Here is a 23007-nt window from a genome sequence, read left to right on the forward strand (position 1 = left end):
TCAGTTGGTCGCTCATGCGGTTTCCTCCTGGAGGGGCGAAATAAAGCTCTCCGTGCCGGGGTCGTATTGCGACCCGATGACGATGTTGGGATCTTCCGTGCCTTTGATCCGGCGCAGAAAATAACCTTCCGGCGGTTCCCATTCCCCCGCCCGCCCATCCCACTCCGCGATATTGACCACCAGCCCTTGCGGGTTAATCACCGCCCATCGCGCCATCATGCCCCCCTACGCCGAACAATATGTAATGACGCGGCAAAAGCCGGGTGCGCCATCACCGCCCTTGCCGGAGGTGGCCCCGGATCTTGCCGGAGCCCCGCCGCCGCCTCCCCCTCCGGGAAAGGCCCCGTTGCCGCCGTTGCCGCCGTTGCTGGTGCCGCCGGCATTGCCGGGACACCCCGCCCCGCCGCCATCGCCGTAGGTCGTGCCGTTGCCGCCATCCCGCGACGCGGTGGTGCCGCCGCGACCGCCCCACCCGGAGACCCCGCCACCGTAAAATTCATTGCTGCCCCAGGTGTTGGCGGTGGGCGCGGAGCCTTTTTCAAAGGCGTACCCCCTGCCGCCGTGGTAGCTCACGGTGGAGACGTTGCCGGCGGCGTCGATCCCCGTCGCGCCCGCCCCGCCGCCCGGACTGAAGGGGCCGACGGCTCCGGCCATGGCAGGCTGGTTGTTGGTCGTGGTGTAGCTGCTGCCGCCGCCCCCGAAGGCGGCGCACTTGTCCCACATGTAGTCGTTGAGGGCACCCGTCGAGTAGTGCCCCCAGGTTCGGGTCATGGTGACGGTGTAGGGCGCTCTCGTGGTCAAACTGCCTTCTGCGGCGTTGGCGGCAAAAAAGGCGGTGTAAGAGCCGAACGAGGTGTCCCCACCTTTGCCGCCCAGATTGCCGTTGCCGTCCGTGCTGCGGGCGGCTCCCCCGAGGCCTCCCGCGCCGATGGTCACCGTCACGGTGGCGGGCAGGCTGGAGGCGGGGATATTGCGGAATTGCAGCCGCATGCCCGGAAAACCGCCCGCCGCACCCCAAATCTGCGTCCCGGCAGGAGCGACCCCGCCACCGCCACCACCGCCACCGCCCGAGGTCAGATCGAGCTCCACCAGCTTGGCCCCTGCGGGCTTGATCCAGGTGCCGGATGTGGCAAACTCCTGGATGTCGATGGAGTAATTGACAATCGCTGCGCCGCCTCCGGCGGTATCGATTTGGATACCGGCTCCGGCGGTCAAGACGCGGGCATTGGGCAGGCTGCCGCCCGAGGTCCACAGCAGGTAAGGGGCGGTTATGTCGGCATCCTGTCCTGCGGGGCCTTGTAAGCCTTGGGGACCGGTATCGCCCTGGGGACCCGTCGGACCTTGCGGACCAACGGGGCCTTGGGGACCGGTGTCGCCCTGGAGGCCTTGCAGCCCTTGAGGGCCGGTATCGCCTTTATCCCCCTTGGCCACCGGCCAGACGGTGGCCCCGCTCTGCCCACCGCCCAGGCCGCTGACCATCACCTCGCAGGTGTAGCGCAGGCCGTAGAGGGTGATCTTTTCGATATAGTTCGGCTGGGGGGAGGTGGCTTTGAGCAGCGGTCCGCAGCCCGTGCCGGGAACCCACCCCTGCAAGGCCTCGTTGATTTGCGCCACAATCACCCCGGCGCGGACCCGGTCACCCTCCCTGGGGGAGCTGTAGTTTTTGGTGGCCAGGATCACCAGCCAGCGTTGCGTCAAAATCTGTTTCGCCCCCCGCTCGGCGCGACTCTCTTCGTCCGCCGGGACACTCTCCCCGTCGAAAAGGACATAGACAGCAGCATCGTCCACCCGACCCTCGGCCAGCGCAGCAAGATCCCGCGCCGAGCGGATGCCGGCGAGGCCCTGGATATTGGCTGCCTGGAGGCGGCCTTTGATCAGAGCTTCCAGGGCGAAGTAGTCCCCCATCAGAAACCCCCCGCCCGAAAGAAGGTAGCGCCGGGGATCGTGGCGATCCCCCCGGCGCCGCCGGAGGGAGAGGTTGTCTCGGGGGCGAGGAGCGCCTCTCCCCGCTGCACCTGATCAAGCCAACGCAGCGCGTCCTGATACCGGGCCTTGGTGGCATCCTGCACGGTGTCGTCGTCCAGCATCCAGCGGACCAGATCCCCGCAGATTTGTTTGAGGGGGTTGGCGGCCACCATCCCGGCGGAAAGCGGCAAGACGTACCGCCGGGAAAGGTGGCTGTCGATCCGCATCGAGGCCTGCCCGATGGCCGCCTCGATGCGGGCCAGACAGCGATCCGCCGCCTCCCGCTCCTCGGCGCTCCACGCCGACCGGTCCCCTGCCGAGGCCGTGACCCGCAGCAGCTCGCCCGTCACCCGGATGTCGGCGGCGATGTCGTCGGGCCGGGAGATGCCCGCCATTTCGGCGGCGCCGTACATCTCCAGGAGATTCGCGGGGGTGACGTACATCAGGAGGCCCTTTCCTTCATGATGGCGCCCAGCAGCATGCCAATCAGGACCAGATATTTCAGGATCTCCTCAGCCCCCTGCCCGTAGCCGCCACCCATCAGTTCCTTGGCGGCAAGGCCGAGGGAGATCCAGGTGGTGGGTTCTTTTAGCCTGGCGAGCAGGAAGTTCATGGCAATCCCCTTCGTATCTGTAAGGCCGTAGCCCCTCGCCCTTCGGGAGAGGGGTTGGGGTGAGGGGAGTGTCCCGAGGACATCTTCCCCACAAACCCCTCACCCCCGGCCCCTCTCCCGGAGGGAGAGGGGAGAAAGGCCGCAGCCCTCTTACGCGATGCAGTTTTGCAGCAGATAGCCCAGATCCGGCGCGCTGACCACCTCGGCCACGGACTCACCGACCCGCACCTTGACGCCACCGCGCAGGCCGATGTTGTCGTCCTTGATCGACCCGGAAACCCGGCTGCCGTATTGCGCCGTGTAGCCCCAGGTCGGCCCCTTACCCTGACCAGCGGCGATCTCACGGTAATGCAGGGCACAGTGATTGCCCCAGGCTCGGGCCAGGACCGGGGTTTTGCCCTTTTTGGCCGTGTTGAGGATGGCCTCGCCGACAACCAGCTCCTCCAACTCGAACTGGTCGGCGATGAATTTGGCCGGGACGATGCCCGAGCCACCGTCATTGCCGTGGTAGGCCTTGACGATCTTGGGGTGGCGGGCCAGGGCCGAGAAGGCTTTGCGCCCGATAACCATGACGTTGGGGCGCATGATCATGGCGTCCATCGCATCGGTCAGAAGGGTCAGGGGGTCGGAGTCGGCATTGGAGAATTTCTCGCCGGCGGCCAGATCCTTGATGTTGGCTGCGGCGTAGTTGGCGGTGTTGAAGACCTTGCCCGCCACCCGGATCTCCCGATCCAGCAACACCAGATTGGTCAGCCACTGGGCCGCATCCATCTGCAGATTGCGGCCCGGAGGGGCCTGCTCGATGTCGCTCAACGGAATGGGATCTTCAAGGCCGAAGTCCTCGGTGGCGCCCGTCTGCTCGCTGCCGCCCATCTCCACCTGGTTGGGCTGGGAGGTACGTCCCACCTTGGTGTCGGGCACGGTAAACCCGTCGACCAGGTTGAACAGGGTCCACTTGAAAACCGTCTTGCCCACGACCACGCGGGGCATGACCTGATCGGCCACCAGCCGCCGGTTGCGGAAACCGATGGCGATGGCGGTAAGCTCAGGCTGAACGGGGAACGGAGAAACGGGTTGGGTCATGCGGGGGCTCCTTGGCCCTGGATCATACCGGGCTGCAAGAGAAGAGAGATCATCTCATCGGCGACCCCCGATTCGAGGGCGAAGCCGATGATGCGGACATTGAGCGCGTTGCCGGGGCTGGCGGCGACCCCCTTGCCGTTGGCATCGGAGGTGACGGGGCCGCCCCGCGTGACGCTGCCGCCCAGGGCAACCTCGGCGACACCGGCCAGCATCACGTCCACCCGTCCGCCCGTCTCGGCGGACAGGCTGTGGCACACGCCGATCAGGGCGTCCGTCGCGGCGGTGGCCTGTACAACCACGCCATCCGATGCCCCGAAACAGCAGATGCGGCCAACGGCAATGGCCCCGCCCGCCTGCATCGACTTGACCAAAGTCGGATTGCTCATTGCGCACCCCCCATCACATGCTGCACCGCCTCGACAATGGTGACGCTGCGCCCGGCCTGCTCCTCGGCGAACTGCCAGGCCTGCGCTGCGGCGGCGAGGGCTGCCGGGTCAGCCTTCGAAGGCGGTGCTTTGTCCGGCCCGGCGAACTCGCCGTAATGGACCTGTACGGGCAAATCGCCCAAAAAGTCCCGGAACCATTCCGCAGACGGCTTGCTGACGGGCTTGCCGTCTTCGGCGAAGGAGATCGTGCCCTCGGCGGGCAGCGACTCCAGGAAGGCGACCACCCCTTCCTTGTGGCGGGGCAGCAGACGGCCATCCTTGGCCAGGCCTTCGGCAAAGGAGGCCGCGGCCTGCTTCCGGGCGGTGGCTTCTGCCTCCTTGAGCTTGCTCTCTCGCTCGGCAAAGGCCGCCTCTTTGGCGGCCAGGGCTTTTTCCCGCTCCGCGATGGCGGCGGCCTGCGGATCGGGTTGGGTCGGGTCAGGCATGATGGGATCCTCGGGTTGGGGTTCGGAGAAAATCAGCGTAACCACGCCCTCATCGCCATCGGCAAACGAGGCATCCCCCAAACCCTTGATGGCGGGGGGTTGGGCTCCAAGAAAGCCCACGTGACGCAGATAGAGGGTGCCGGGCTTGGGGTTGATGGGGCTTTTGGGGGTGTAGAAAGAGGCGCTGACCTTTTTGAAGCGCCCCGCGTTGACCATCTCCGCGAAGGCAGGGTCAACCTGCCGGGGATGGGCCAGCAGCCGCCCCCCCTCCAGGGAGAGCCCCTCGACCCAGCCGTAGGCCGGGTGATTGCTTTGGGGGTGGCCCACAACCAGAGGAGCTTCGTGGGTGGCGGGATCGTAGGCCGCGACGCAGGCCGAGAGATCCCCCTCCGTGAAGGTCAGGGTTGCGCCGCCCTGGTCCGTATGCTGACCGGGGCGGAAGATGACGATGGGTTTGATGGGGTGTTTGGTCGCGTTCATGGCCCCATTATTCGGGCTCGGGGGCCTCGCGTCTTTTAAAGCGCATGAAAAAAACGGGGTGAGATGGAGAATCTTGCGAGGCGGCGGCTCGGGCGGAAGTCGGGAGCGCCTTTAGAAACCTTTTTAAAGGCGCTTTGCCGCTGTTTGCGGCTTTGGACAGGCCACGACAAGGCCAGGGGGGAAGAAGGGCCGCAAAAGGGCCTTTTTTGACATAATCAGGGCGCGAGGAGATAGCGGTTGATGATGGCCAGCACATCCTCCACATCGTCCTCTCCAAGGCGTAGGAAGGGTCGGGCGGGGATGGTGACTTTGTGGCCACGTCCGGCCTGCCCACCAAACTGGTGGATGGCGGCGTAGATCTTGTTGGTGCCGACGATGGCGGCAAAAGGGCCATAGCTTGCCGTGACGGAGGCGGCAAGCTGACCGGACACCTGGAGGACCTTGCCCGGCCAGTGGCCTTTTTTCTCGCGCTGCGCGATGGTCGAATCGGCAAGCTTCTTTCCGTTTTTCTCATTCTGCGGCCAAGGAGGCCGCCCCTCCTGCTCGAAATTCTCCTCCACCGCATCCAGCATTACCCCGGCAATGGCCATGAAGGCCCCGGACATGTCGCTGCCCTTGACGGTCAACCTGTCCAACAGGGCCAGGACGGGGGCTTCATCGATATTGATTTCGATCATGGTTCGGGCTATCCTTGTTTTTGACCGGGGCGGGCTTCGGGTAGCGACCGGGCGTGATAACCCCGAAGCCTTGTGCCGACGGCCCCGAGCCTGTCGGCGCACCTAACCCCCGGTCCCTTTCTTGCTCCAAAGCAACAAGCCGGTCCGCTGATTGTTCAAATCGTCGTCTTGCATGCGGATCGCGTTCCACAGCAAACTGCCGTCCCGATTCTCCCGCGCCACTATCAGCAGATCCCGTGAATCCCGGAACAGGCCGATGAAACGCCTTCTCAGGCCGTCTTCATAGGCCGTCAGCCAGACCTCGAAAGGGCTCTCCAGCGTCGGAACGAGATAATTGCCATAGCGCTCCCGGAACTGGTCGCGCTTGGCTACCAGATGCGGCAGCCACTCGGCACGAATCACCACCGGATCCACCGGGGTCTCGACGACCCGCATGGGTTGGGCGAGACTCACGCCAAGAGCTGTCTGGACGATCCGCAAAGCCTCTTCCGCACTCTCCCCTTTTCGCAGCAATTCAGGAGGAGGCAATCGCAATGCATCCCCCACCTGCCGCAGATCGGGCCGGTTGTAATCCTTCCAGGTCTTTTGTCCCGGCTGCATCTTCAAGCAAGGCCTGCCCTCGGCGAAATCCAGTCCCTCGCCTGGACAATCCGGCAGATGGCCGTTTGGGTCCCACCGCGCCCAGGCCTCGCCGGGGTTGTAATCCCAGCGATGATCCGGCACGAAACCGGCATCCATGCCCGGCAGCTTGATCCCGGTGACAGTCTCCATCTCGCCGGTCCCGACCACCCGCTCCACCGGGTAGGTGTGGCCCTCGGAGGAGTCCACCCGGAGCCCTTGGCGCTCCAGCGCCGCCTGGGACAAGGCCCGCACCCGGCAGCGGCAGCGGAAGCCGTTGGGGGGGTAGATTGTTTTCCAGATCGGATCATCCCAACGCAAAACCCGCCCGTGCAGAGCCCGGTGGCCGGCGCGAGTCTTCGAGTCCATCACCGCCACATACTGCCAATAGGGCCGATCCGGGGCCATCTCCACCATCTGCTTGTAGCGGCCCGCCATGTAGGCGGTTTGCAGGTTGGTGCGGTAGATCAGCTCCAGCCGCTGCGGGCTGCCAAGCTGCACCAGCTTTTCGACCCCGGTCGGGTCTTGGCGTAGTTGACGCCCCCACCACCCGGCTTTTTGCAACAGGGGAGTGGCCTCCCTGGCGAAATCCCGCTCCGTCCGGCCTTCGGCCAGGGCTTTGGTCAGCCCCTGCCGGAGGGTTTCTAGGATCTCCAGACTGTCCCCCTTGGCCACCGTGAAAGCCCTGGCGTGATGCTCCGGTTTCATGTCCCGCCAGCCCCAGGTGATGGCGTAGCCCTTTTGCTCAAAATACTTGATGGCCTCTTCCGGAGGCAGCTTGACGGCGTAGCCCAGATCACTCATCGAGGGCTTCCCTCTGGGCGCTGATGCGGCCCCAGGTCTCGGCGGTGAAGAGGGCTCTGTCGAGCAGCTCCGTCAGCGCCGCATCGTCCAACAAAGGATAGGCCTCGCCCAGCCACAGCCAGATATCCTCCGACATGGCCCCGCCTTGGATCTTGTCGAGCAGCGGTTGCAACAGGGTCTTGGCTGCTCCTTGCAAAGCTTTGGCGGGGTCCAGGGCGTCAAGGGCCTCCTGATCGGGGTAGGTTTGGGGTTCGGCGAAAGAGGACTCTTTGGGAGCGTCGGCAATCGCACGCTTTTCCGTCGGTGCGGCGGGTGCTTTGGGCTCCCACTCCCCGCCGTAGGTCGCCTCGATGTGCTTTTGCGTGGGCTTCAGGCCCGTCATCTCGGCAATGGTTTTTTCACGGGCGGCGCGTATGGTCAGGTCTTCCGGTTTGTCGGTGACGAAAACCAACCGGGGCGGGGTGGCGTTGGGAAAATTCCATGCCGTGAGCCAAGCGGCCACCTGGTTGTTGAAGCTGTTGCTGATCAGATTGCCGTCCGCCATGACCACGGCGTTGAGCATGTCGGCATGCACCTGGGCCTGGGACAGGCTGCTGCCGTCCGATGTGGTCATGGTTTGCGTGAGGATGACGCGGGCGATGGCCGCGTTCATCAGCTGCGGCAAATCGCCGTAGTCGGCCCTTCCGGAGCGGGAGGCCTCCAGCAGCCGGATCACCATGCCCTGCGGAATACGGATGCCCGCCTGGGACTGCACGGCGGCGATGGCCTCCAGCAGCCTGCGCTTCTCCTCCTCGCTGGTGCCCGGCGGAAACTCGCCAACCACGGTCGGCTGGGCGAATTTATCCAAAAACGCGGTCCAGGCCTGGATGCCGCCCCGCTTGAAAAAGACCGGCCAATAAAGCCAACTGGCCAGTCCGCGTCCGTAGGGCTCGTCGTCGTCATCGGCTCCGCAGGCGAAGCGCCAGAACTTGCGCTCCGGGAGGGGCTCTCCCATGGGGTTGGAGGTGGTCAACAGTTTAAGGGAGCCGTCCGGGGCGAAGGCGAAGCGGCGCTGCTTGCGCACCTTGATCCTGTCGAGGGTGATCAGTCCACCATCGGAGGCCCACAGGCACTCGGCGACGGCGTAGCCGTAAAAGACCGCCGTCAGCATCTTTTTGGTGATGCCGTCCAGATCGAGCCGCTCCAGCGTCGCCTTGAGGAAATCGGCAGCCTTGTGGCTGGCCCGATCCTCCGCGCCGGGAACAACCCGCCACCCCGTGGCCGTGAGGGCCAGAGCGCGTTGCTCCAGGCAGGATTTGACCATGTCATCCTGCAGCACCTCGTCGTAAATGGCGAGGTTGCCGCCTCGGGCGGCCAGTACCGGATCGGTGGGAGGCAGGATCGGCAGGGCATCCACATAACCCCGCGTGATGTCCCGGCCCCCCTTTACGGAGGCAATCTCCTGCAATTCCGGCTTGTCGCTCACCGATACCCCCTTCTCTCAATACGGACCGCACCGAAACCGGTGTCGCTGTATCGCGCCTCCCCGGCCAGAGGCCGCTGCCCCACCGCCTCGAAGCCGATATCGACTCCCGGATTGCGGGAGGCGTAAAAGGCCAAAGCCAGGGCGATGGCCGCGTCACCGTGGCGCTTGCCCTGGTCCTGGCCGGTCTGGCGGCTGTCGGTGAGACGGGCCACACCTTTGACCATCTCCAGCGCCCGCAAATCGTCCAGGATATCGGCATCGCGCGGCAGATCGGCCAGCGTGCCGTCCTCCAACGCTGCCTTGAAGGGCGGCATCTGCTCACGGTACCAACCCTCCGTGAGCATCACCGCCTGCACCCGGCTGCCGTAACGCTGCACCGCCACCTCGGCCAGATATTGCCCGTTGCCCCGCGCATCCAGCGCACCCCCCAACAGGCCGGGCAGTCGGTCGGCCAGATAAAACAGGATGTCGCGTTGCTGGTGGAAGGGGATGTTGCGCAGCTCGACCAGGAACGGCGGGCGGCGGGTCAGGTCCTGCCCCTGGATCAGCGGCGCCATTACGCTCAGGTCGCCGGACCGCCCGAAGTCCATGCCGAAAAAGGCCCGTGACCCGGCGGGAAGGGCCAACAGCAGAGGCAGCAGATTGGCCTCGCACCACTCCCGGATATCCGCCTGCCGGATATGCTCCGGCCAGGTCCCGAAGGCGTCGTCTCGCGACAGCCGCAACACGGGGGTTTGCGCAGACATGCGTTGCTCGATCAGGGCGCGGGAGAGGAACTTGCCGCCCCCGCCCTGCGGGATGCAGTTCAGCTCCTCCTCGGCAGCGTCGCCGTAGGAGCGCATCAGCTCTTCCCGCCAGGAGGTTTCCGCCTCTTGCGACCAGACCTTGCCCGTGACCAGGGCGATGCGCCGGTAAAGCCCGTCCGCCAGGGCATCGTCCAGGGTGACGCGGTGCAGGCTGTAGGGCCGCTTGCCCGCGCGGATGTCGCCGACCAGCTCGGCAAAGGCGTTGTCCACGCCGTTGTGGGTGCTGATGACATGCACCTGCCCGCCCCACATCAGAAAGGCCAAGGCTGCCTTGAGCAGCTCCGGCAGGTCGTCGTGAAACGCCGCCTCGTCGATGATGATACGGCCCTGCTTGCCACGCAGATTCGACGGGCGGGAAGAGAGTGCGGTGACGCGGTAGCCGGAGGCGTAGCGGATGACGTAGGCCAGGATGGACTTTTCGTCCCCATCCTGGAGGATGTGTTCTTCCTCGATGGCGGAAACGGCGAGCTGGTAGTGTTTGGACCATTCGCCGCAGTCGCGGACGAACTCCTGGGCCATCTCCTTGTTATAGCCGACGTACCAGACATCCATGCCCTTTTGGGAGGCGGCCAGCAGCGCCGAGTCCCCCGCCTCGGCCCAGGAGAGGCCGACGCGGCGGGATTTCTCGATCACCTTGACCGAGGCGGGATCGGCGCACCAGCGTTGCTGGTAGGGGAGTAAGACAGGCGGTGGAGGGGCGCTCTCGGGACTCGTGGTCCTCCTGGCGCTCGCATCGGCACTCTTGGCAGTCGCGCTGCTCCGGGTGCTCACGCGGAGATTCCCAGGATCTTCTTGCGGATCTCCTCCACCGCCTGTTCGGACAGGCCCGCGGCCTTGGCCTCGGAGGCGACTTCCTGCGCCGCCTGGGTCGCGCGGGTCCTGATTTCGGTACGGTACTTTTTCAAATTCGTCGAGGCTCCCGCCGCTTCCACGGCGATTTTGCCCAAGGTCCCGAAGCTGGTTTTCGGGTCTTCTTCTATCTTCAATAACATGCCGAAGGCCTTTTGCTGCACCAGACGCACCAGGGCTTCCGACAGATTGTTCTCCTCGTCCGGCAGGGCCTCCACCACCGCGCGGGCCTGTTCGGTCGAGAGCTTAAGCGCCGCCAGCCGCCGCTCGAACTCCTGCCCGTAGCGGTGCAGGGCGGATCGGCTGACGGTGCAACCGCGTGCCTCAAGCTCCCTTTCGAGGGCGGCGTACCCGGTAAAGTTGCCCTCGATCAGCGCCGCATCCAGCCACTTGCGCACCGTCACGGGCAGACCCACCACGGCGGATCGGCGGCCCATGTCAGGGCGCCGGACGGGCGACGCCCGTCAACAGGGTCAACCCGTCCGCCACGTCCCGGCCCCGCTGCAACAGTTTGGCCAGGATCACGCCGTCGGTGTTGTCCAGCTCCACCAGACCTTGCTCCTCCATCCAGCCCAGCTCCGCAAGCAACACCTCCTGGGAGCAGCCCAGGGCGGTGCCGGCCAGAAAGGCATGCAACAGGTCAAGGGTGGCCTTGTAGGCCGGACACTCCTTCAAAGCCTGCAACAGGCGCAGGCGGCGCTCTTCGGCGGCAAGCTGCTTCAGGCTTTTTCCCATCAACCCTCTCCAATATGAGCGCGGTATATTAAGTTGATTTGGTCCGCGACTACTTTCACCGTGCCCTTCATCTCGCGGACATCCCCGCCCAGCTCGGCAAACTTATCGGATAGCTTCTCGACCTTGCCGGAAAGCTCCTTGACCTGATCCGACTCGGCCTCCAGGCGCACCACCCGGCTGTCGATGGTGGCCACCTTGCCCACCAGATCGGCCCGTGCCTCCTCGAACTCCTGCCGGGAGACCATCTGCTTGCGGATACTCCACGCCACCCATCCGACAAAGGTGGTGACGATGGCGTAAAGAAACTCCCAATATTTAAGGATCTCGTCCATGAGGGCGGGCCTTACTCTTCCGCCGTCTGCGGCATGAGTTCGCCGGGCTCGGTCTGCCACAAAGCCGCTTCCGCCTCACGGCGGCGCAGCAGACCGTTGGAGACCTCTTTCTGTCTGGTGACGGGATTGGTGATGAAAACCCAACGTTTGAGCTGACCCGGCACGGCGGCGAGGTCGCCCTGATTGAGACGGCGCAGCAGAGTGGAGTTGCGGAAATTGCCGAGGCCCGCATTGAAAGCGAAACTAACCAGCGCGCCGAACTGGTTCTCGTTGAGTTCGAACAGAATCAGGGGCTCGATGGCGTCAGCGGTTTTTTGTACATCGGTCAAAAGCAGGAAGCCTGCTTCATCCCGGTCGATGCACTGACCCTCCTCCACGTCACCGGTATGGCCCCAGCCGATGGTCCAGACCCCCGCCGGGCAGCGGTAGGCCTTGCCCCGAAAGCTCTCGAAATGCTTGATCAGATAGAAGGTGGCTTGATTGACAGGCGTTGGCATGGTCGGCTCCCGTGTCGGGGTGGGTGTTCGTCACGCCCCAACAATGGCGCAACGGGAGCCGGGAGTCTTTTAAAGGGGATGAAAAAAAAGGGGGGGATCGGAAGGGCTACCGATTTACTCCCCTCTCCCTCCGGGAGAGGGGCCGGGGTGAGGGATCTTCGGGACACTCGGGAGCTTCGGAACATTCCCCTCACCCCAACCCCTCTCCCGATGGGAGAGGGGCTACGGAAGCTGGAGACGGATTCACTCCCCTCTCCCGATGGGAGAGGGGCTACGGAAGCTGGAGACGGATTCACTCCCCTCTCCCTCCGGGAGAGGGGTTGGGGGTGAGGGTCTGAAAGGAGATGGAGTCAGCCTTGAGACTCATCACTTCCCGATAGATCGCCTCCAGAACAGCCTCGGTTTCCTGGAGCAGTTGGTTGTTCCAATAGCGAAGAATGCGAACTCCCCGTTCTTTAAGAAAGGCCTCTCGCGAAAGATCGTGTTGCTGGCGTTCAAGGTGCTGTCCACCATCGAGTTCAATAGCCAGATGCAATTCATGGCAATAGAAGTCGAGTACATAGGGAGGGATGGGGTATTGACGGCGGAATTTCACTTCCGCGATTTGCCGTCCACGTAGCAGCCGCCACAACAGGATTTCGGCATCCGTGCTGTTTTTTCGTAGCCGACGTGCAAATTCAAGTAGTTCGGGAGGTGCGGGAGCGTTGCGTCGGAAGTTGCCCATACAATCTCCTCACCCCATATTCCCTCACCCCAACCCCTCTCCCGGAGGGAGAGGGGCTACGGATTTCCTCTCCTTTTCCGCCGGGAGAGGAAAAATCCGGGCTGGGAAATTATTGCGTTCCCCAGCGACATTCGCGGGTCATGTTATTGTAGACCTTGATCACGTTCTGGCAGCTATCCGGACTTTTGCCGGATGCTTGCAGGCGTGTATGCATATGAACCCCTTCGTGAAAAATCAACTCGTGGGCTTTACTTGCCGGATTGGCTTTTGGAAAACGCCCAGCCATCCAGACCAGCACCCTGGCCTTGGCATCGTCGGTGTAGACTCCGCAGGCTGAGGCCCTCCCCAGAATCACCGCATAGGAGGTCATGGTATTGATGTCGTAATCCGCTGGAGCCAGACTGGCGTCTCGCGGTACCGGGTCAGGCATGGGGCATGTTGTCGTGGCAGGTGAGGTGGCTTCCTGCGCAACATCGGATGGCCCGCTCCCGAAAAACAGCCGGAAGCCTCCCCACAACACCAGCGCCATCACCGTCACACGCACCGCCACCTTGCCCAACACCGCCACGCTCCAGCCGAAAGGGGCGATGTTACCGCAGGCTTCGCATTTCCAATCGTAGCCGATAGGGACTTCCTCCCCGCAATGACGGCAAGGAAGCCGATGCGCCGACCGTTCGAACTTGACCTCTGACGGCTCCTCTTGGGTCTGATCCATCGTATCCACCTTGTTAGCGGAGACCCCGTCCGCCGCAGCGGACGGGGTGTTGACTACCGTTGACGCAGCAGAGCCTGTCGCGCCATGTCCATCTGTTTGCGGCGGATCTCCTCGATGCGGGCCACGCCCAGGTCACGCTTCGCGGCGATCCACACCGCCTGCGGCGTGCGACCGCTCGATACCGCCGCCTTGGCTGCCAGGGCTTGAAGCTCCTCCTTTTCATCGTGGTTAATGAGGCTTTCCCGGTCCATCCACCACCAGGCCCCGGAAAAACCGGCACAAAGGGCCAATACAACCACCAACACAAGGCCCCGTTTACGCCGACCTGCCCCCAAAATACCCTCTATGCGGCTCAACTCCTCGTTGTGACTCATCTGCAACCCTCCAATTGGTCCGGTCCGAAGTGACCGTAGGAGGGTTTATCGGCTTTATTTAGCCAACAGCATCGCATCCAGATACGGGGCAAGGTCTTGCGGATCGATCTTCATGGCCGCCGATGCGCTTTTAATCGCCCCTTCGGCCCGACTCTGTTTGGCGAGCACCCGGCACATCAACCGCACCAACAAGGCCTTTTTCTCCGGATCAACGCTCAACCTCTCCTTCTTGATGTACAGCTCCAGCGCATGCAGTACCCGCAGGACGTATTCCGCATCGATCTCGGGGAATTCCCCCAGGCTATCCTCCGATGCAACCGACCCCCTTTTGGCGCTGCGAACCCCGGTCAGGATGTAGGACACATCTGCGCCGACTTCGGCGATGGCCGCCAAATAACCAGTCCCCATGTCTCGCCGCCCCGATTCGTAACTTGTCTGGGCATCACGCGACACGCCGCACCGGACCCCAAGGTCCGCCTGGGTCAGCCCGAGTCGTATCCGCTCTTCCTTTAACCGATCACCAATATCTGACATTTCGCCACATTTTTCCGTTTGACATGTGGCGAAACGCCACATACAATCAACCACGTACTAAGCACACACAAATGACGTATCAAACCAACCAGCAAGGAGGCCTGACGTGACCCCTCAACAGTTCAAGCAAAGCCTGAAAAATCAGGGCAAAACGCTCAAAAAGTGGGCAATTGAGCATGGGTACGACCCTATCCACGCCAGCCGGGTGCTCAACGGCAACATCAAGGGCCATTTCGGCAAGGGCCACGACATCGCCGTGGCCATGGGGCTCAAGGCCCAGCAGCGCATGGCCGCATAAAATTATCATGCAACATCTCCCCGTACCAGAAAAAAGCGGCATCTGGTTCTGCAATGCAGGGAGCGTGCCGCTTTATCGGAGGGTAAAAATGGCGCCACCAACCACCATCCAGGCCTCGGAGAAGACGCTGGATATTTTGGAGCTGTTGATCGGGCATTTCGCCCACGGACTGACCTCCGGCGATATCGTTCGCAGTAGTGGCCTCGACGCGGTCACGGTCGGCAGGCATCTGCAAACCCTGATCAAAAAGGGGTTCGTCGAGATCCTCCCCGAAACGGGGCGGTTCCGCCTGTCCGTTCGCTTCGCCCGCATCGGGATCTCCATTATGCGGCAGATCGGCGAGGCGCAAAACGCCCTGGAACAAACCCTTCAACGCCTGACAACCCCTCGCCAGGAGAACTGATATGGCTGGACGCCCGCCCAAACAGACCCCTGTCACCGTTACGCTTGACGAGGCTCCCGGCCTGCCCGCCGCCGTTGAAGCCCATGACGTGATGGTTTCCGCCGATGCGATGATTATCGAATCGCAGGAGGTATTCCAGGCGGTTGGCCGGATCGAAGGCCTCGAATTTGTGAAACGTGTTTCAGATGTGGCCATCGCACAGACCTTCGACCAGATCAGAAAATCTAAGAAATACATGGGGTTGCCTTATCGGGACTCCGAAGGGAATGTGAAACGTGTTTCACATTTGGAGGAGTTCTGCCAGGCCTTTCTCGGACGCGGCTACCGCCGATGCGTGCAGCTTGCCGACACCCTCTATTTTCTCGGCTCCGAGATGTACGAGCAGGCCGAGCAGATCGGTTTCAAGGCCCGCGACTACACCGCCCTGAAGGCCCTGCCGGCCCAGGATCAGGAGATCATCAAACAGGCCATGGCCACGGATAGCCGTGACCAGGTGATCGACCTGTTGCAGGAGATGGCCTCCAAACACCAGCAGGAGAAAGAGGCCGCCGCCCGGAAGGAGAAGGAACAGGCCGCCGATCTTGAAGCAAAAGACCGGGTGATTGAAAAGCGCACCAAGGAAAAAACGGAGCTGGAGCTCAAGCTGGCCAAGGCCACCGCCATCGAGCCGGATGCCAGGGAGGCGAAACGTCGCGAAGACGAACGCCATCTGCGGTGGGAACTGGAGCATTCGACGAGCGCATTGATACACCAAGTCAACACGTTCTCCGAAGCGATAGCCAATTTCCGCCTCCATTGCCAATCCGGATCGGCCATGGATCTCTGCAATAACACCGCCTCCTGGGCCTTCAAGACCATCGCCGAAATAGCCTCCAACCACGGTCTGGAGATCGATTTCCAGGCCATGGTCGAGCCGGAATGGCTGCGGGCGGCCAAGGAAGATGGACCGTGAGCGGCGACCTGGTATTCCCTCACCCCAACCCCTCTCCCGGAGGGAGAGGGGCTACGGCTGCACGGCCTTCCTCCCCTCTCCCGATGGGAGAGGGGCCGGGGGTGAGGGCTTCCGTTGGTTCTCCCCCCGCGCCGGAAGGGACTCCGGAGGCTCAAACCCGAGCCGTGCTGCTGGATAACATGCGCTGGTTCGCTGACGCCGGCATCAGCGCCAAGTGGGAGTCGCCCAGCCCTGCCTCGCGGGGCGGCTGGCTGCCGGTGTGTGGCCTCTTCGGCATCATCTATCTACCGGGTTGTAACCAACAGGGATACTACTCCAACGAAAAAGAGGCCTTACAGGCCGCCTCCGACTACCGCGAGCATTGCCGGGACAAGGTCAAGGAGCTTGAAAATGGCTGACGCCGCCACCCTGGAAATCCTCATGGCCACCGCCGAGGCCCACGCCGCCGCACCCTGGCGCGGCAAGGGGCGCGTCATCGCCGACGCCGCCGCCAAGCTGGGCTGCGCCGCCGCCACGGTGCATATCTGGCTCAAGGATCGGGTGGGTTATGAGACCGGGGCGGGGCGCAAAACCCGCTCCGACAAAGGGCAAACCGCCATCTCCGACGAGGCGTTGCAACAGATCGCAGGTCTTGCCTTCATCTCCCGGCGGGGCGCGGGCAACGGCGGAACCCGGCAGATGCTCTCCATCCGGGGGGCGGCCAAATTGGTGGCCGCCAACGGCGGCGAGGTGGGCGTTTCCGCTTCCACCATCTCCCGCCAGTTGCGGCGGCGGGGACTGCATCCCGCCCTGCTGACCCAGGCCACGCCCCACAGTCATCAACAATCCCTGCACCCCAACCACGTCTGGGCCATCGACGCCTCGCTGTCCGTGCTTTTCTACATGGCCGACGCCGGATTGGAGGTCATGAACGAGGATGTTTTCTACAAGAACAAGCCGCAAAACATCGAGTCCATCGGCAAACAGCGCCTCAACCGCTGGTTGGCGGTGGACCACTACTCCGGAGCGTTTTATCTGGAGTATCGCCTCGGAGGCGAGTCCCAGGAGTCGCTGACCGAGGTCTTCATCAACGCCATCCAGCTCCGTCCGGGTGACCCTTTTCACGGGGTGCCGCTGCTGCTGAGCATGGATGCCGGATCGGCCAATATCTCCCATGCCTTTTTGAATTTATTGAAGAATTTAGCCTGTGAAGCCCTGGTCCACACCCCCGGCAATCCTCGCGCCAAGGGTGCCGTCGAGGTCATGCAGCGGGTCGTTGAATACGAGTTCGAGGCTCGCTTTCCCTTCGGCACGATCCGCAATCTGGGCCACCTGAATTTCCTGGCCCGGCAGTGGAGTATCGCCTTCAACGGCAGCGCCATCCACACCCGCCACGGGCAGCCCCGTTACACGGTCTGGATGGGCATCACCGCCGCGCAGTTACGCCTCGCCCCCGGCCTGGAGATGCTCAAGGAGATGCTGACCAGCAAGCCGGAGGCCCGCAAGGTTGGCGGGGACCTGACCATTTCCTTCAAGGTCAAGGGCTTCCCCCGTTACAGCTACGACGTGCGCCACGTTCCGGGGGTGATGGTCGGCGAAAAGCTGCTGGTGCGGGTCAACCCCTACCGCGCCCCGCAGGTGGATGTGCTGGTTCCGCATTCCGACCCGGAACAGTGGCTCACCGTCGAACACCTGGTCAAAAACGAGGTCGGGTTTTTCGAGGGGGCGGCGGTTATCGGGGAAGAATACAAAGCCCTGCCGGAAACGGCAGCGGATCAGATGCGCAAGCTGCTTAACGCCCAGGCCTACGGCACCACCGATCCCAAAGAGGCCGACAAGCGGCGTCGCAAGGGCGCGCCCGCCTACGACGGGGCCATCAACGCCTTTGCCGATGTGGAGGCCTACACGGCGCCGGAGTGGCTGCCCAAAAAAGGTACCCCCCTTCATCTCGCCACCCCGGCCCGCGAGGCCGCACCCCTCTCCGTGGTCGATGCCGCCATCCGGCTGCGGGAGCGGCTGGGGCGGAACCTTTCCGGGGAGGAGTTCGAGTCGATTTCAGGCCGCTTTCCGGACGGCGTGCCGGAAGGGGTTTTGGAGGATCTTGTCAACGAGTTTGCCGGGCGGCCCGCGCTGCGCCTGGTGGCGGGAGGACGATAGATGTTGCACCTCAAGATCGCATTAAAGGAGCTGGACATCTCCCAGGCGGCTTTCGGGGCGGCGCTGGGCTTGTCCGAGCCCAGCGTGGCCCAGATCGGCAACCACGGCATCTGGCCAAAACGGCGGGATCAGCTGGCCGCCCGCATCCGGGACTATCTGGCCGACCAGGGGGCAACCCCCGAACAGATTCGCACCGCTTTCGAGCGGGTCGATGGTTCCACCAAACAACCCCCCCAAAAGGAGGATGACATGTACCTGCGGCATCAAAGGCTGCACCCGGAGACCCTCCGGACCTTCAAACTGCGCAAGGATCCGTTCCGGGACGATCTCAACGGGCCGGAGGATGTGTTTTTCTCGCCCGAGCACCGGTACATCAGCGAGGAGATGATGCAGACCGCCAAGCGTGGCGGCATGCTCGCGGTGATCGGCGAGAGCGGCTCGGGCAAGACCACGCTGCGCACCCTCTTGCTGGAGCGTCTGGCCGAGGAGCCGGTCATCATCATCGAGCCGTCGATCCTGGGCATGGAGGAGGACAACAGCCGGGGGCGGGTGGTCAAGGCGGACGCCGTGGCGGCGTCCATCGTGTCGGCCTTTCCCGGCCACACCCCCAAAGGGGGCATCGAGGCCAAAACCCGCCAAATCGGCAAGCTGCTGCAAGACAGCGTGCAGGGAGGATACTCCCACGTGCTGATCATCGAGGAGGCCCACTCCCTGAGCCTCGCCACCCTCAAGCATCTCAAACGCTTCGCCGAGATCGGGCGAGGCTTCCGGAAATGGCTGGGCATCATCCTGGTCGGGCAGCCGGAGCTGCTGACCAAGCTCTCGCAACGCTCGGCGGAAGTGCGGGAGGTGGTGCAACGCATCACCCCCATCACGCTGCCGCCTCTCGGCGAGCATCTGCCGGCTTATGTGGCCTTCAAGTTGGACCGGATTGGCGCCAAAACGGAGGCGATTTTCGCCCCGGACGCCATGCCGGCCATCGCCGATTGCCTCACCGACAGCCACAACGGCAGCCGGGTGCATCCGCTGGCGGTCAACAATCTGCTGACCGCCGCAATGAATCTGGCGGCTGGCATCGGCTCCTCGAAAGTGACCGGGGACATCATTAAACGCGCCATCCGGGAAGCCCGGCAGTAGGAGATTGAAATGCACCTCATCGAAACCAAATGGTGGTATCGCCTCCTGATGGGGAATCCGTTGGTGCAACGCTGGAAACGCCACATCCGCGCACGTCGCCTGGCTCTTAGGGAGGAAGAGCTTCAGAGCGAAATCGTGCGCGTTCTCAAGGATGCGGGCTGCTCTTTGACCGCCCCGGAGATCCTCGACCGCATGGAGCGGGAGATCAGCATGACCCAAATGATGCGCCTGCTCCAGAAGCCGCTGACCTCGGGCCTGGTCCGGCAGTTTGGCCGCCGGATCTGCACCAGGATCGACCAGGAGATGCCGACCTATTGGCACGATAACCACTACCCCCGCTTCGGAGCCTGACATGGCCAGCAAAAAAACCACTGACACCGCCTACATCGCCGATCTCGACCACGCCAGCGAGGCGCTGCGGGAGATGGCTGAAATCCAACGCCGCCTCGGCCTTGCGGAGGCCCGGCAAAACAGCTCCATCGATGCCATCAAAAAGCGCATCGCCACAATCACCGACACGGACCGCAAACGGCTGGAGGCGCTGCAGAAAGGACTCCAGCTCTACGCCGACCGCAACCGCGACCTTTTCAAGGATCGGCGCAGCGTCAGCCTGCCCTTCGGGGATTTCGGCTACCGCTGGTCGACATCCATCGTGCCTGCCACCTCAAGAACGACCTGGAAAATGATCCTCGGGAAACTGAAGGAACTCGCGCTTACCACGGCTATCAACAAAACGGAACAGGTGAACAAAGAGATACTGGGCACGTGGCCCGATGAGCGACTGACCCTGGTCGGAGCCCAACGAGAGCAGAAGGAAATCTTTTTCGTCGAGGTCAAAAAAGAAGAGGTGGAGGGGGCGGCATGATCCTTTCGCGGCGCGTGCCCCTCTCCGTGCTGGCTTTATCCGGCGCTTGCGCCGGACTCCTCTACATCGCCGCTTTGCACTGGATCGCGGGAGGATGATCGATGACGGCCACCGCCACGGACCGCAACCGCCTGATCAGACTGATTCACGTCGCTAAACGGGAGTTGGGGCTGGATGATGCCACCTATCGGGAGGCGTTGTTCAACAATACCGGCAAACGATCGACATCGGAGATGTCGGTGGAGCAGATGGAGCGGGTCATCGGCCATTTCAAAAACCGGGGTTTCACGGTGGTCGGGAAACAGCCGTCGCCGCCCCAACCTGCCGATCCGCAGACCGGCAAAATCTGGGCCTTGTGGCGCGAGATGCACCGGCTGGGCATCGTGCACAACCCCGACGAGGCCGCGCTCAACGCCTTCATAAAAAGAGAGACTCGGGTCGAGCATATCAAATGGCTTGACGTGAGCCAAAAGTCCCACGTCATCGAGCGGCTCAAGGCCTGGAAGGAGAGAGCCAAGCCATGAGCGCCCCGGAAGCGCCCACCCGCCGCCAGATGCGGGCCGTTTTGCAGGATGTCGCGGACATCGCCGCCGACCTCCTGCGGACAGCGGGCATCGACGAGCAACAGGCCGATCAAATCGGCGGGCATCTGGCGCAGCGGCTGGCCAGCCACTTCGGGGGGCAACAGATCTATATCCCCAAGGATACCCTGTTCGCGCTATCAAAACGCGACGAGGAGATCTACGCCGCATGGAGCGATGGCTGGAAACATCACGAGCTGGCCAAACGGTACAACCTCTCCGTGCAATGGGTTTACGAGGTCATCAAACGGGTCCAGGAGTACCGCCGCAAACAACGGCAAAGACCCATTCCCGGCCTGGAGACGGACGATGCTGACCTGCCCTGAGTGCGGCTTCGTCGGCGATATGGCCGCTTTTTTGACCGATGCCCAGGCACTGACCTTCGTCGCGGCTTTCGTGGGGCTCCCGGACGCGGTGCGCGGCCAGTCTCTGCTCTATCTCGGGCTGTGGCGTCCCCGAAAAAGGGCACAAGCCTGGAGCCGCCGCACGGCCATCCTCCGCGAGATCGGGGAGCTGGTGGCCACCGGCGCCGCACAAGCGGGCCACGGCACGCCGCTGCCTTGCCCCCCGGAGATGTGGAGCCGGGCCATGGAGACCATGCTGGCGCAACGGGCCTCCCTGAACCTGCCCCTGACCTCCCACGGCTATCTGATCCGGGTGGCTTACGGCCTGGCCGAGCAGGCCGCCGCCGACCGGGAGCGCCGCCGGGAAGAGCAGGCCCGCACGGGAGCGCATGCCGCTCCCCCGGAGCCCGCCGAAGAGCATTGGGCAATACGCGAGATCGGCAAACGGATGATCAGGGCCACTCGCATCGCCCTTACATCCAGGGGTGGCGTAAACAATACCCCCGCCATGGAGCGCCTGTTCGCAGAGATACAACAGGCCGTGGCGGATGGCGCAGCCGAAACACACCTCCGGGAGATCCTGGCCAGGGCCAGGGAGATCTCCGGGGATCAATAGGAGGGGCAGCGATGAACTGGCGAAATACGCACCACTACACCGGCACGAACAACACCGAGAAGAAGTGCAGGCGCTGTATTGACGGCCACAAAAATCACCTGGGGCGGACAGTCTGCCTGCGTGCCGATCACGCGACGAAAACCGGAAGGCCATCCATCGTGGTCGCCGGAGGGAAGTGTGAGATGTTCAGGCCGAATCAGGATTTCCAGGGGGTTCTGGAGTGAGTGAGTATTCGATGATTAAGGCGAGGTAGCAAAACGGATACATTCTTTCAGCATAGAAGGATTCGGCATGTTCGACATATCCAAGGCGACTATAGAGCAGGACTTCCCCCTCGGGACAACAGTTTGCGACACAAACGGCACCAGGGCGATATATGTCCACGCCCCCATGGTCTCGATCTCCGCCTATCAGGCGGTGGGATTCGACGCGGCATTCCGGGCGGCACCACTCGCCCATACGATGGCTTATGATTGTTGGTCCGTCGGGTTTGCCCAGACGGCCATTGCCGTCGACGAGTACGGCTGGCTGGTCGTCGCGGGAGGTGTAAACCTCAGGGTGAAAATCGCCCCCCGCACCCGGAGCGGCACAGACCTCTACACCAGCGATACTCCTGGTATCCTCAGCGGTTGCTCCAAGAGGGGGATCTTAATTGAAGGAGTCGTGACGTTGCAATCGTCCGGGAGGTGCTCGGAGGCGGTGCCGATGGTCGCAACCTGCCCAAGACCAGCGCCCTTTTGAGAGGGAGTACGAGTGATGCGTGCGATATCGTTTGGCCCCCCGATGATCAGGGCCATCTTGGCGGGCTGCAAGACCCAGACCAGACGCCTGGTCTCGGACGCAGACAAGCCGATTGTCGATGGAGGCAATGGCCGTTTCCGGCTTGACGCCCCGACGTGTCGTTACGGACAACCGGGAGACCGGTTGTGGGTCAAGGAGGAGCTGCGCATCGCCGATAGGCGCACACGCATCGGCGTCATGAGCTATACCGCCGACGGCGAGAGGGTGATTTGCGAAGGATCCGGCGTAGCATGGCCCTACAAGCGCCCGGTTCTACCTGCCCGGTTTTGCCCGCGCTACGCCTCACGGCTCACGATCGAGATTGAGGATCTCCAGCAGCAATCACTGCTGGAGATAACCGAGGCAGACGCCACGGCAGAAGGCTTTGAAAGCAAAAATGATTTTTTGTTGTATTTCCTCAGCACGCTCCACAGTACACCCGCCAACTCCGAGACCACCCCGTCCGTGTGGCGGATCGTATTCCGGGTCGTGTCCAACGAAAGAACGCTGTATTTCGCAGGCTGAAAAAAATGCGTCACCCTCATTTTTTATTTGCAACTAGTTTCGGAAAATGTTTTAATCCTTTCAACAGGGCGGAAAGCCGCCACCGGCACCTCGCGGAATCAGGGGTGGAGAATTTAAAATGAATATCACCGCCGAAGACATCCTGAACAACTCCTTCCTCTCCGAAAAAGCTACCTCTCTCTTGGCTGATCTAAATGGCCAAAGGGTACGCTGCCAAGATCTGGATGC

Annotated in this window: 33 protein-coding genes; 14 read left to right on the forward strand and 19 right to left on the reverse strand. The window is 63.0% G+C overall.

The window, feature by feature from the left end; all coding sequences use genetic code 11:
• Positions 1-12 precede the first annotated feature (12 nt).
• The 19 genes from HQL56_08055 to HQL56_08145 all read right to left on the reverse strand — a co-directional run bounded on the left by HQL56_08055 (position 13) and on the right by HQL56_08145 (position 14184).
• Positions 13-219: a hypothetical protein gene (locus HQL56_08055; GenBank protein MBF0309464.1), complete on the reverse strand. Its 207-nt coding sequence runs from the start codon at positions 217-219 to the stop codon at positions 13-15.
• Positions 220-225: 6 nt separating this feature from the next.
• A complete protein-coding gene (locus HQL56_08060) occupies positions 226-1905 on the reverse strand; it encodes a collagen-like protein (protein MBF0309465.1) in 1680 nt (559 codons plus the stop codon).
• Positions 1905-2408 (reverse strand): DUF1320 family protein, encoded by a 504-nt coding sequence (locus HQL56_08065; GenBank protein MBF0309466.1) that lies wholly within the window; start codon positions 2406-2408, stop codon positions 1905-1907. The genes HQL56_08060 and HQL56_08065 overlap by 1 nt, the downstream gene beginning before the upstream one ends.
• The gene (locus HQL56_08070; GenBank protein MBF0309467.1) at positions 2408-2578 is read right to left on the reverse strand and encodes a hypothetical protein; all 171 of its coding nucleotides are present in this window, start codon (positions 2576-2578) and stop codon (positions 2408-2410) included. Before HQL56_08070 ends, HQL56_08065 begins: the two co-directional genes overlap by 1 nt.
• 150 nt (positions 2579-2728) lie before the next feature.
• Entirely contained in the window at positions 2729-3661 is a 933-nt protein-coding gene (locus HQL56_08075; GenBank protein ID MBF0309468.1) for a major capsid protein, read from the reverse strand.
• Positions 3658-4047, reverse strand: a complete 390-nt coding sequence (locus HQL56_08080) for a DUF2190 family protein (GenBank protein MBF0309469.1) — start codon at positions 4045-4047, stop codon at positions 3658-3660. The genes HQL56_08075 and HQL56_08080 overlap by 4 nt, the downstream gene beginning before the upstream one ends.
• Positions 4044-4991: a peptidase gene (locus HQL56_08085; protein ID MBF0309470.1), complete on the reverse strand. Its 948-nt coding sequence runs from the start codon at positions 4989-4991 to the stop codon at positions 4044-4046. The genes HQL56_08080 and HQL56_08085 overlap by 4 nt, the downstream gene beginning before the upstream one ends.
• A 236-nt stretch (positions 4992-5227) precedes the next feature.
• Positions 5228-5689, reverse strand: coding sequence for a phage virion morphogenesis protein (locus HQL56_08090; protein ID MBF0309471.1), 462 nt, complete (start codon positions 5687-5689; stop codon positions 5228-5230).
• Positions 5690-5791: 102 nt separating this feature from the next.
• A complete protein-coding gene (locus tag HQL56_08095) occupies positions 5792-7111 on the reverse strand; it encodes a minor capsid protein (protein ID MBF0309472.1) in 1320 nt (439 codons plus the stop codon).
• A complete protein-coding gene (locus tag HQL56_08100; protein ID MBF0309473.1) occupies positions 7104-8576 on the reverse strand; it encodes a DUF935 family protein in 1473 nt (490 codons plus the stop codon). Before HQL56_08100 ends, HQL56_08095 begins: the two co-directional genes overlap by 8 nt.
• Positions 8573-10153 (reverse strand): hypothetical protein, encoded by a 1581-nt coding sequence (locus HQL56_08105; protein ID MBF0309474.1) that lies wholly within the window; start codon positions 10151-10153, stop codon positions 8573-8575. Before HQL56_08105 ends, HQL56_08100 begins: the two co-directional genes overlap by 4 nt.
• A complete protein-coding gene (locus tag HQL56_08110) occupies positions 10150-10668 on the reverse strand; it encodes a DUF3486 family protein (protein ID MBF0309475.1) in 519 nt (172 codons plus the stop codon). Before HQL56_08110 ends, HQL56_08105 begins: the two co-directional genes overlap by 4 nt.
• A 1-nt stretch (position 10669) precedes the next feature.
• Positions 10670-10966: an ArsR family transcriptional regulator gene (locus HQL56_08115; protein MBF0309476.1), complete on the reverse strand. Its 297-nt coding sequence runs from the start codon at positions 10964-10966 to the stop codon at positions 10670-10672.
• Positions 10966-11298: a DUF2730 family protein gene (locus tag HQL56_08120; GenBank protein MBF0309477.1), complete on the reverse strand. Its 333-nt coding sequence runs from the start codon at positions 11296-11298 to the stop codon at positions 10966-10968. The genes HQL56_08115 and HQL56_08120 overlap by 1 nt, the downstream gene beginning before the upstream one ends.
• 11 nt (positions 11299-11309) lie before the next feature.
• The gene (locus HQL56_08125; protein ID MBF0309478.1) at positions 11310-11795 is read right to left on the reverse strand and encodes a lysozyme; all 486 of its coding nucleotides are present in this window, start codon (positions 11793-11795) and stop codon (positions 11310-11312) included.
• Positions 11796-12087: 292 nt separating this feature from the next.
• Complete coding sequence (locus tag HQL56_08130; GenBank protein ID MBF0309479.1) at positions 12088-12519, reverse strand: endonuclease domain-containing protein; 432 nt, start codon at positions 12517-12519, stop codon at positions 12088-12090.
• 109 nt (positions 12520-12628) lie between these two features.
• Entirely contained in the window at positions 12629-13234 is a 606-nt protein-coding gene (locus tag HQL56_08135) for a hypothetical protein (GenBank protein ID MBF0309480.1), read from the reverse strand.
• Between the two features lie 53 nt (positions 13235-13287).
• Positions 13288-13608: a hypothetical protein gene (locus HQL56_08140; protein ID MBF0309481.1), complete on the reverse strand. Its 321-nt coding sequence runs from the start codon at positions 13606-13608 to the stop codon at positions 13288-13290.
• A gap of 54 nt (positions 13609-13662) precedes the next feature.
• Positions 13663-14184 (reverse strand): helix-turn-helix transcriptional regulator, encoded by a 522-nt coding sequence (locus HQL56_08145; protein ID MBF0309482.1) that lies wholly within the window; start codon positions 14182-14184, stop codon positions 13663-13665.
• A 64-nt stretch (positions 14185-14248) separates the two neighbouring features.
• Here HQL56_08145 and HQL56_08150 point away from each other — a divergent pair, with 64 nt between their 5' ends.
• The 14 genes from HQL56_08150 to HQL56_08215 all read left to right on the forward strand — a co-directional run bounded on the left by HQL56_08150 (position 14249) and on the right by HQL56_08215 (position 22779).
• Positions 14249-14440: a DNA-binding protein gene (locus HQL56_08150; protein ID MBF0309483.1), complete on the forward strand. Its 192-nt coding sequence runs from the start codon at positions 14249-14251 to the stop codon at positions 14438-14440.
• A gap of 88 nt (positions 14441-14528) precedes the next feature.
• The gene (locus HQL56_08155) at positions 14529-14843 is read left to right on the forward strand and encodes a helix-turn-helix domain-containing protein (protein MBF0309484.1); all 315 of its coding nucleotides are present in this window, start codon (positions 14529-14531) and stop codon (positions 14841-14843) included.
• Between the two features lies 1 nt (position 14844).
• Complete coding sequence (locus HQL56_08160) at positions 14845-15795, forward strand: hypothetical protein (protein ID MBF0309485.1); 951 nt, start codon at positions 14845-14847, stop codon at positions 15793-15795.
• The gene (locus HQL56_08165; protein MBF0309486.1) at positions 15792-16193 is read left to right on the forward strand and encodes a hypothetical protein; all 402 of its coding nucleotides are present in this window, start codon (positions 15792-15794) and stop codon (positions 16191-16193) included. Before HQL56_08160 ends, HQL56_08165 begins: the two co-directional genes overlap by 4 nt.
• Positions 16186-17931: a DDE-type integrase/transposase/recombinase gene (locus HQL56_08170; GenBank protein MBF0309487.1), complete on the forward strand. Its 1746-nt coding sequence runs from the start codon at positions 16186-16188 to the stop codon at positions 17929-17931. The genes HQL56_08165 and HQL56_08170 overlap by 8 nt, the downstream gene beginning before the upstream one ends.
• Positions 17932-19068 carry an AAA family ATPase gene (locus HQL56_08175; GenBank protein ID MBF0309488.1) on the forward strand — a complete coding sequence of 379 codons (1137 nt, stop codon included), beginning with the start codon at positions 17932-17934 and terminating at the stop codon, positions 19066-19068.
• A gap of 9 nt (positions 19069-19077) precedes the next feature.
• Complete coding sequence (locus HQL56_08180) at positions 19078-19419, forward strand: hypothetical protein (GenBank protein MBF0309489.1); 342 nt, start codon at positions 19078-19080, stop codon at positions 19417-19419.
• Position 19420: 1 nt separating this feature from the next.
• Positions 19421-19933 (forward strand): host-nuclease inhibitor Gam family protein, encoded by a 513-nt coding sequence (locus tag HQL56_08185; protein MBF0309490.1) that lies wholly within the window; start codon positions 19421-19423, stop codon positions 19931-19933.
• Between the two features lie 101 nt (positions 19934-20034).
• A complete protein-coding gene (locus HQL56_08190) occupies positions 20035-20457 on the forward strand; it encodes a regulatory protein GemA (GenBank protein ID MBF0309491.1) in 423 nt (140 codons plus the stop codon).
• Positions 20454-20840: a transcriptional regulator gene (locus HQL56_08195; GenBank protein ID MBF0309492.1), complete on the forward strand. Its 387-nt coding sequence runs from the start codon at positions 20454-20456 to the stop codon at positions 20838-20840. Before HQL56_08190 ends, HQL56_08195 begins: the two co-directional genes overlap by 4 nt.
• Positions 20824-21474 carry a hypothetical protein gene (locus tag HQL56_08200; protein ID MBF0309493.1) on the forward strand — a complete coding sequence of 217 codons (651 nt, stop codon included), beginning with the start codon at positions 20824-20826 and terminating at the stop codon, positions 21472-21474. The genes HQL56_08195 and HQL56_08200 overlap by 17 nt, the downstream gene beginning before the upstream one ends.
• Before the next feature lie 11 nt (positions 21475-21485).
• Positions 21486-21698, forward strand: a complete 213-nt coding sequence (locus HQL56_08205; protein ID MBF0309494.1) for a hypothetical protein — start codon at positions 21486-21488, stop codon at positions 21696-21698.
• Positions 21699-21765: 67 nt separating this feature from the next.
• On the forward strand, positions 21766-22215 hold the full coding sequence (locus tag HQL56_08210) for a hypothetical protein (GenBank protein MBF0309495.1): 450 nt from the start codon (positions 21766-21768) through the stop codon (positions 22213-22215).
• Between the two features lie 15 nt (positions 22216-22230).
• Positions 22231-22779 (forward strand): hypothetical protein, encoded by a 549-nt coding sequence (locus HQL56_08215; protein MBF0309496.1) that lies wholly within the window; start codon positions 22231-22233, stop codon positions 22777-22779.
• Positions 22780-23007 lie beyond the last annotated feature (228 nt).

This window comes from Magnetococcales bacterium (assembly GCA_015231925.1).
Lineage (GTDB): Bacteria > Pseudomonadota > Magnetococcia > Magnetococcales > JADGAQ01 > JADGAQ01.

Bases quoted from the DNA above. Each gene is read 5' to 3' on its own strand.
- HQL56_08055 (MBF0309464.1), bottom strand. From the start codon at position 219: ATGATGGCGCGATGGGCGGTGATTAACCCGCAAGGGCTGGTGGTCAAT.
- HQL56_08060 (MBF0309465.1), bottom strand. From the start codon at position 1,905: ATGGGGGACTACTTCGCCCTGGAAGCTCTGATCAAAGGCCGCCTCCAG.
- HQL56_08065 (MBF0309466.1), bottom strand. From the start codon at position 2,408: ATGTACGTCACCCCCGCGAATCTCCTGGAGATGTACGGCGCCGCCGAA.
- HQL56_08070 (MBF0309467.1), bottom strand. From the start codon at position 2,578: ATGAACTTCCTGCTCGCCAGGCTAAAAGAACCCACCACCTGGATCTCC.
- HQL56_08075 (MBF0309468.1), bottom strand. From the start codon at position 3,661: ATGACCCAACCCGTTTCTCCGTTCCCCGTTCAGCCTGAGCTTACCGCC.
- HQL56_08080 (MBF0309469.1), bottom strand. From the start codon at position 4,047: ATGAGCAATCCGACTTTGGTCAAGTCGATGCAGGCGGGCGGGGCCATT.
- HQL56_08090 (MBF0309471.1), bottom strand. From the start codon at position 5,689: ATGATCGAAATCAATATCGATGAAGCCCCCGTCCTGGCCCTGTTGGAC.
- HQL56_08095 (MBF0309472.1), bottom strand. From the start codon at position 7,111: ATGAGTGATCTGGGCTACGCCGTCAAGCTGCCTCCGGAAGAGGCCATC.
- HQL56_08110 (MBF0309475.1), bottom strand. From the start codon at position 10,668: ATGGGCCGCCGATCCGCCGTGGTGGGTCTGCCCGTGACGGTGCGCAAG.
- HQL56_08115 (MBF0309476.1), bottom strand. From the start codon at position 10,966: ATGGGAAAAAGCCTGAAGCAGCTTGCCGCCGAAGAGCGCCGCCTGCGC.
- HQL56_08120 (MBF0309477.1), bottom strand. From the start codon at position 11,298: ATGGACGAGATCCTTAAATATTGGGAGTTTCTTTACGCCATCGTCACC.
- HQL56_08125 (MBF0309478.1), bottom strand. From the start codon at position 11,795: ATGCCAACGCCTGTCAATCAAGCCACCTTCTATCTGATCAAGCATTTC.
- HQL56_08130 (MBF0309479.1), bottom strand. From the start codon at position 12,519: ATGGGCAACTTCCGACGCAACGCTCCCGCACCTCCCGAACTACTTGAA.
- HQL56_08135 (MBF0309480.1), bottom strand. From the start codon at position 13,234: ATGGATCAGACCCAAGAGGAGCCGTCAGAGGTCAAGTTCGAACGGTCG.
- HQL56_08140 (MBF0309481.1), bottom strand. From the start codon at position 13,608: ATGAGTCACAACGAGGAGTTGAGCCGCATAGAGGGTATTTTGGGGGCA.
- HQL56_08145 (MBF0309482.1), bottom strand. From the start codon at position 14,184: ATGTGGCGTTTCGCCACATGTCAAACGGAAAAATGTGGCGAAATGTCA.
- HQL56_08155 (MBF0309484.1), top strand. From the start codon at position 14,529: ATGGCGCCACCAACCACCATCCAGGCCTCGGAGAAGACGCTGGATATT.
- HQL56_08160 (MBF0309485.1), top strand. From the start codon at position 14,845: ATGGCTGGACGCCCGCCCAAACAGACCCCTGTCACCGTTACGCTTGAC.
- HQL56_08170 (MBF0309487.1), top strand. From the start codon at position 16,186: ATGGCTGACGCCGCCACCCTGGAAATCCTCATGGCCACCGCCGAGGCC.
- HQL56_08175 (MBF0309488.1), top strand. From the start codon at position 17,932: ATGTTGCACCTCAAGATCGCATTAAAGGAGCTGGACATCTCCCAGGCG.
- HQL56_08180 (MBF0309489.1), top strand. From the start codon at position 19,078: ATGCACCTCATCGAAACCAAATGGTGGTATCGCCTCCTGATGGGGAAT.
- HQL56_08185 (MBF0309490.1), top strand. From the start codon at position 19,421: ATGGCCAGCAAAAAAACCACTGACACCGCCTACATCGCCGATCTCGAC.
- HQL56_08190 (MBF0309491.1), top strand. From the start codon at position 20,035: ATGACGGCCACCGCCACGGACCGCAACCGCCTGATCAGACTGATTCAC.
- HQL56_08195 (MBF0309492.1), top strand. From the start codon at position 20,454: ATGAGCGCCCCGGAAGCGCCCACCCGCCGCCAGATGCGGGCCGTTTTG.
- HQL56_08200 (MBF0309493.1), top strand. From the start codon at position 20,824: ATGCTGACCTGCCCTGAGTGCGGCTTCGTCGGCGATATGGCCGCTTTT.
- HQL56_08205 (MBF0309494.1), top strand. From the start codon at position 21,486: ATGAACTGGCGAAATACGCACCACTACACCGGCACGAACAACACCGAG.
- HQL56_08210 (MBF0309495.1), top strand. From the start codon at position 21,766: ATGTTCGACATATCCAAGGCGACTATAGAGCAGGACTTCCCCCTCGGG.
- HQL56_08215 (MBF0309496.1), top strand. From the start codon at position 22,231: ATGCGTGCGATATCGTTTGGCCCCCCGATGATCAGGGCCATCTTGGCG.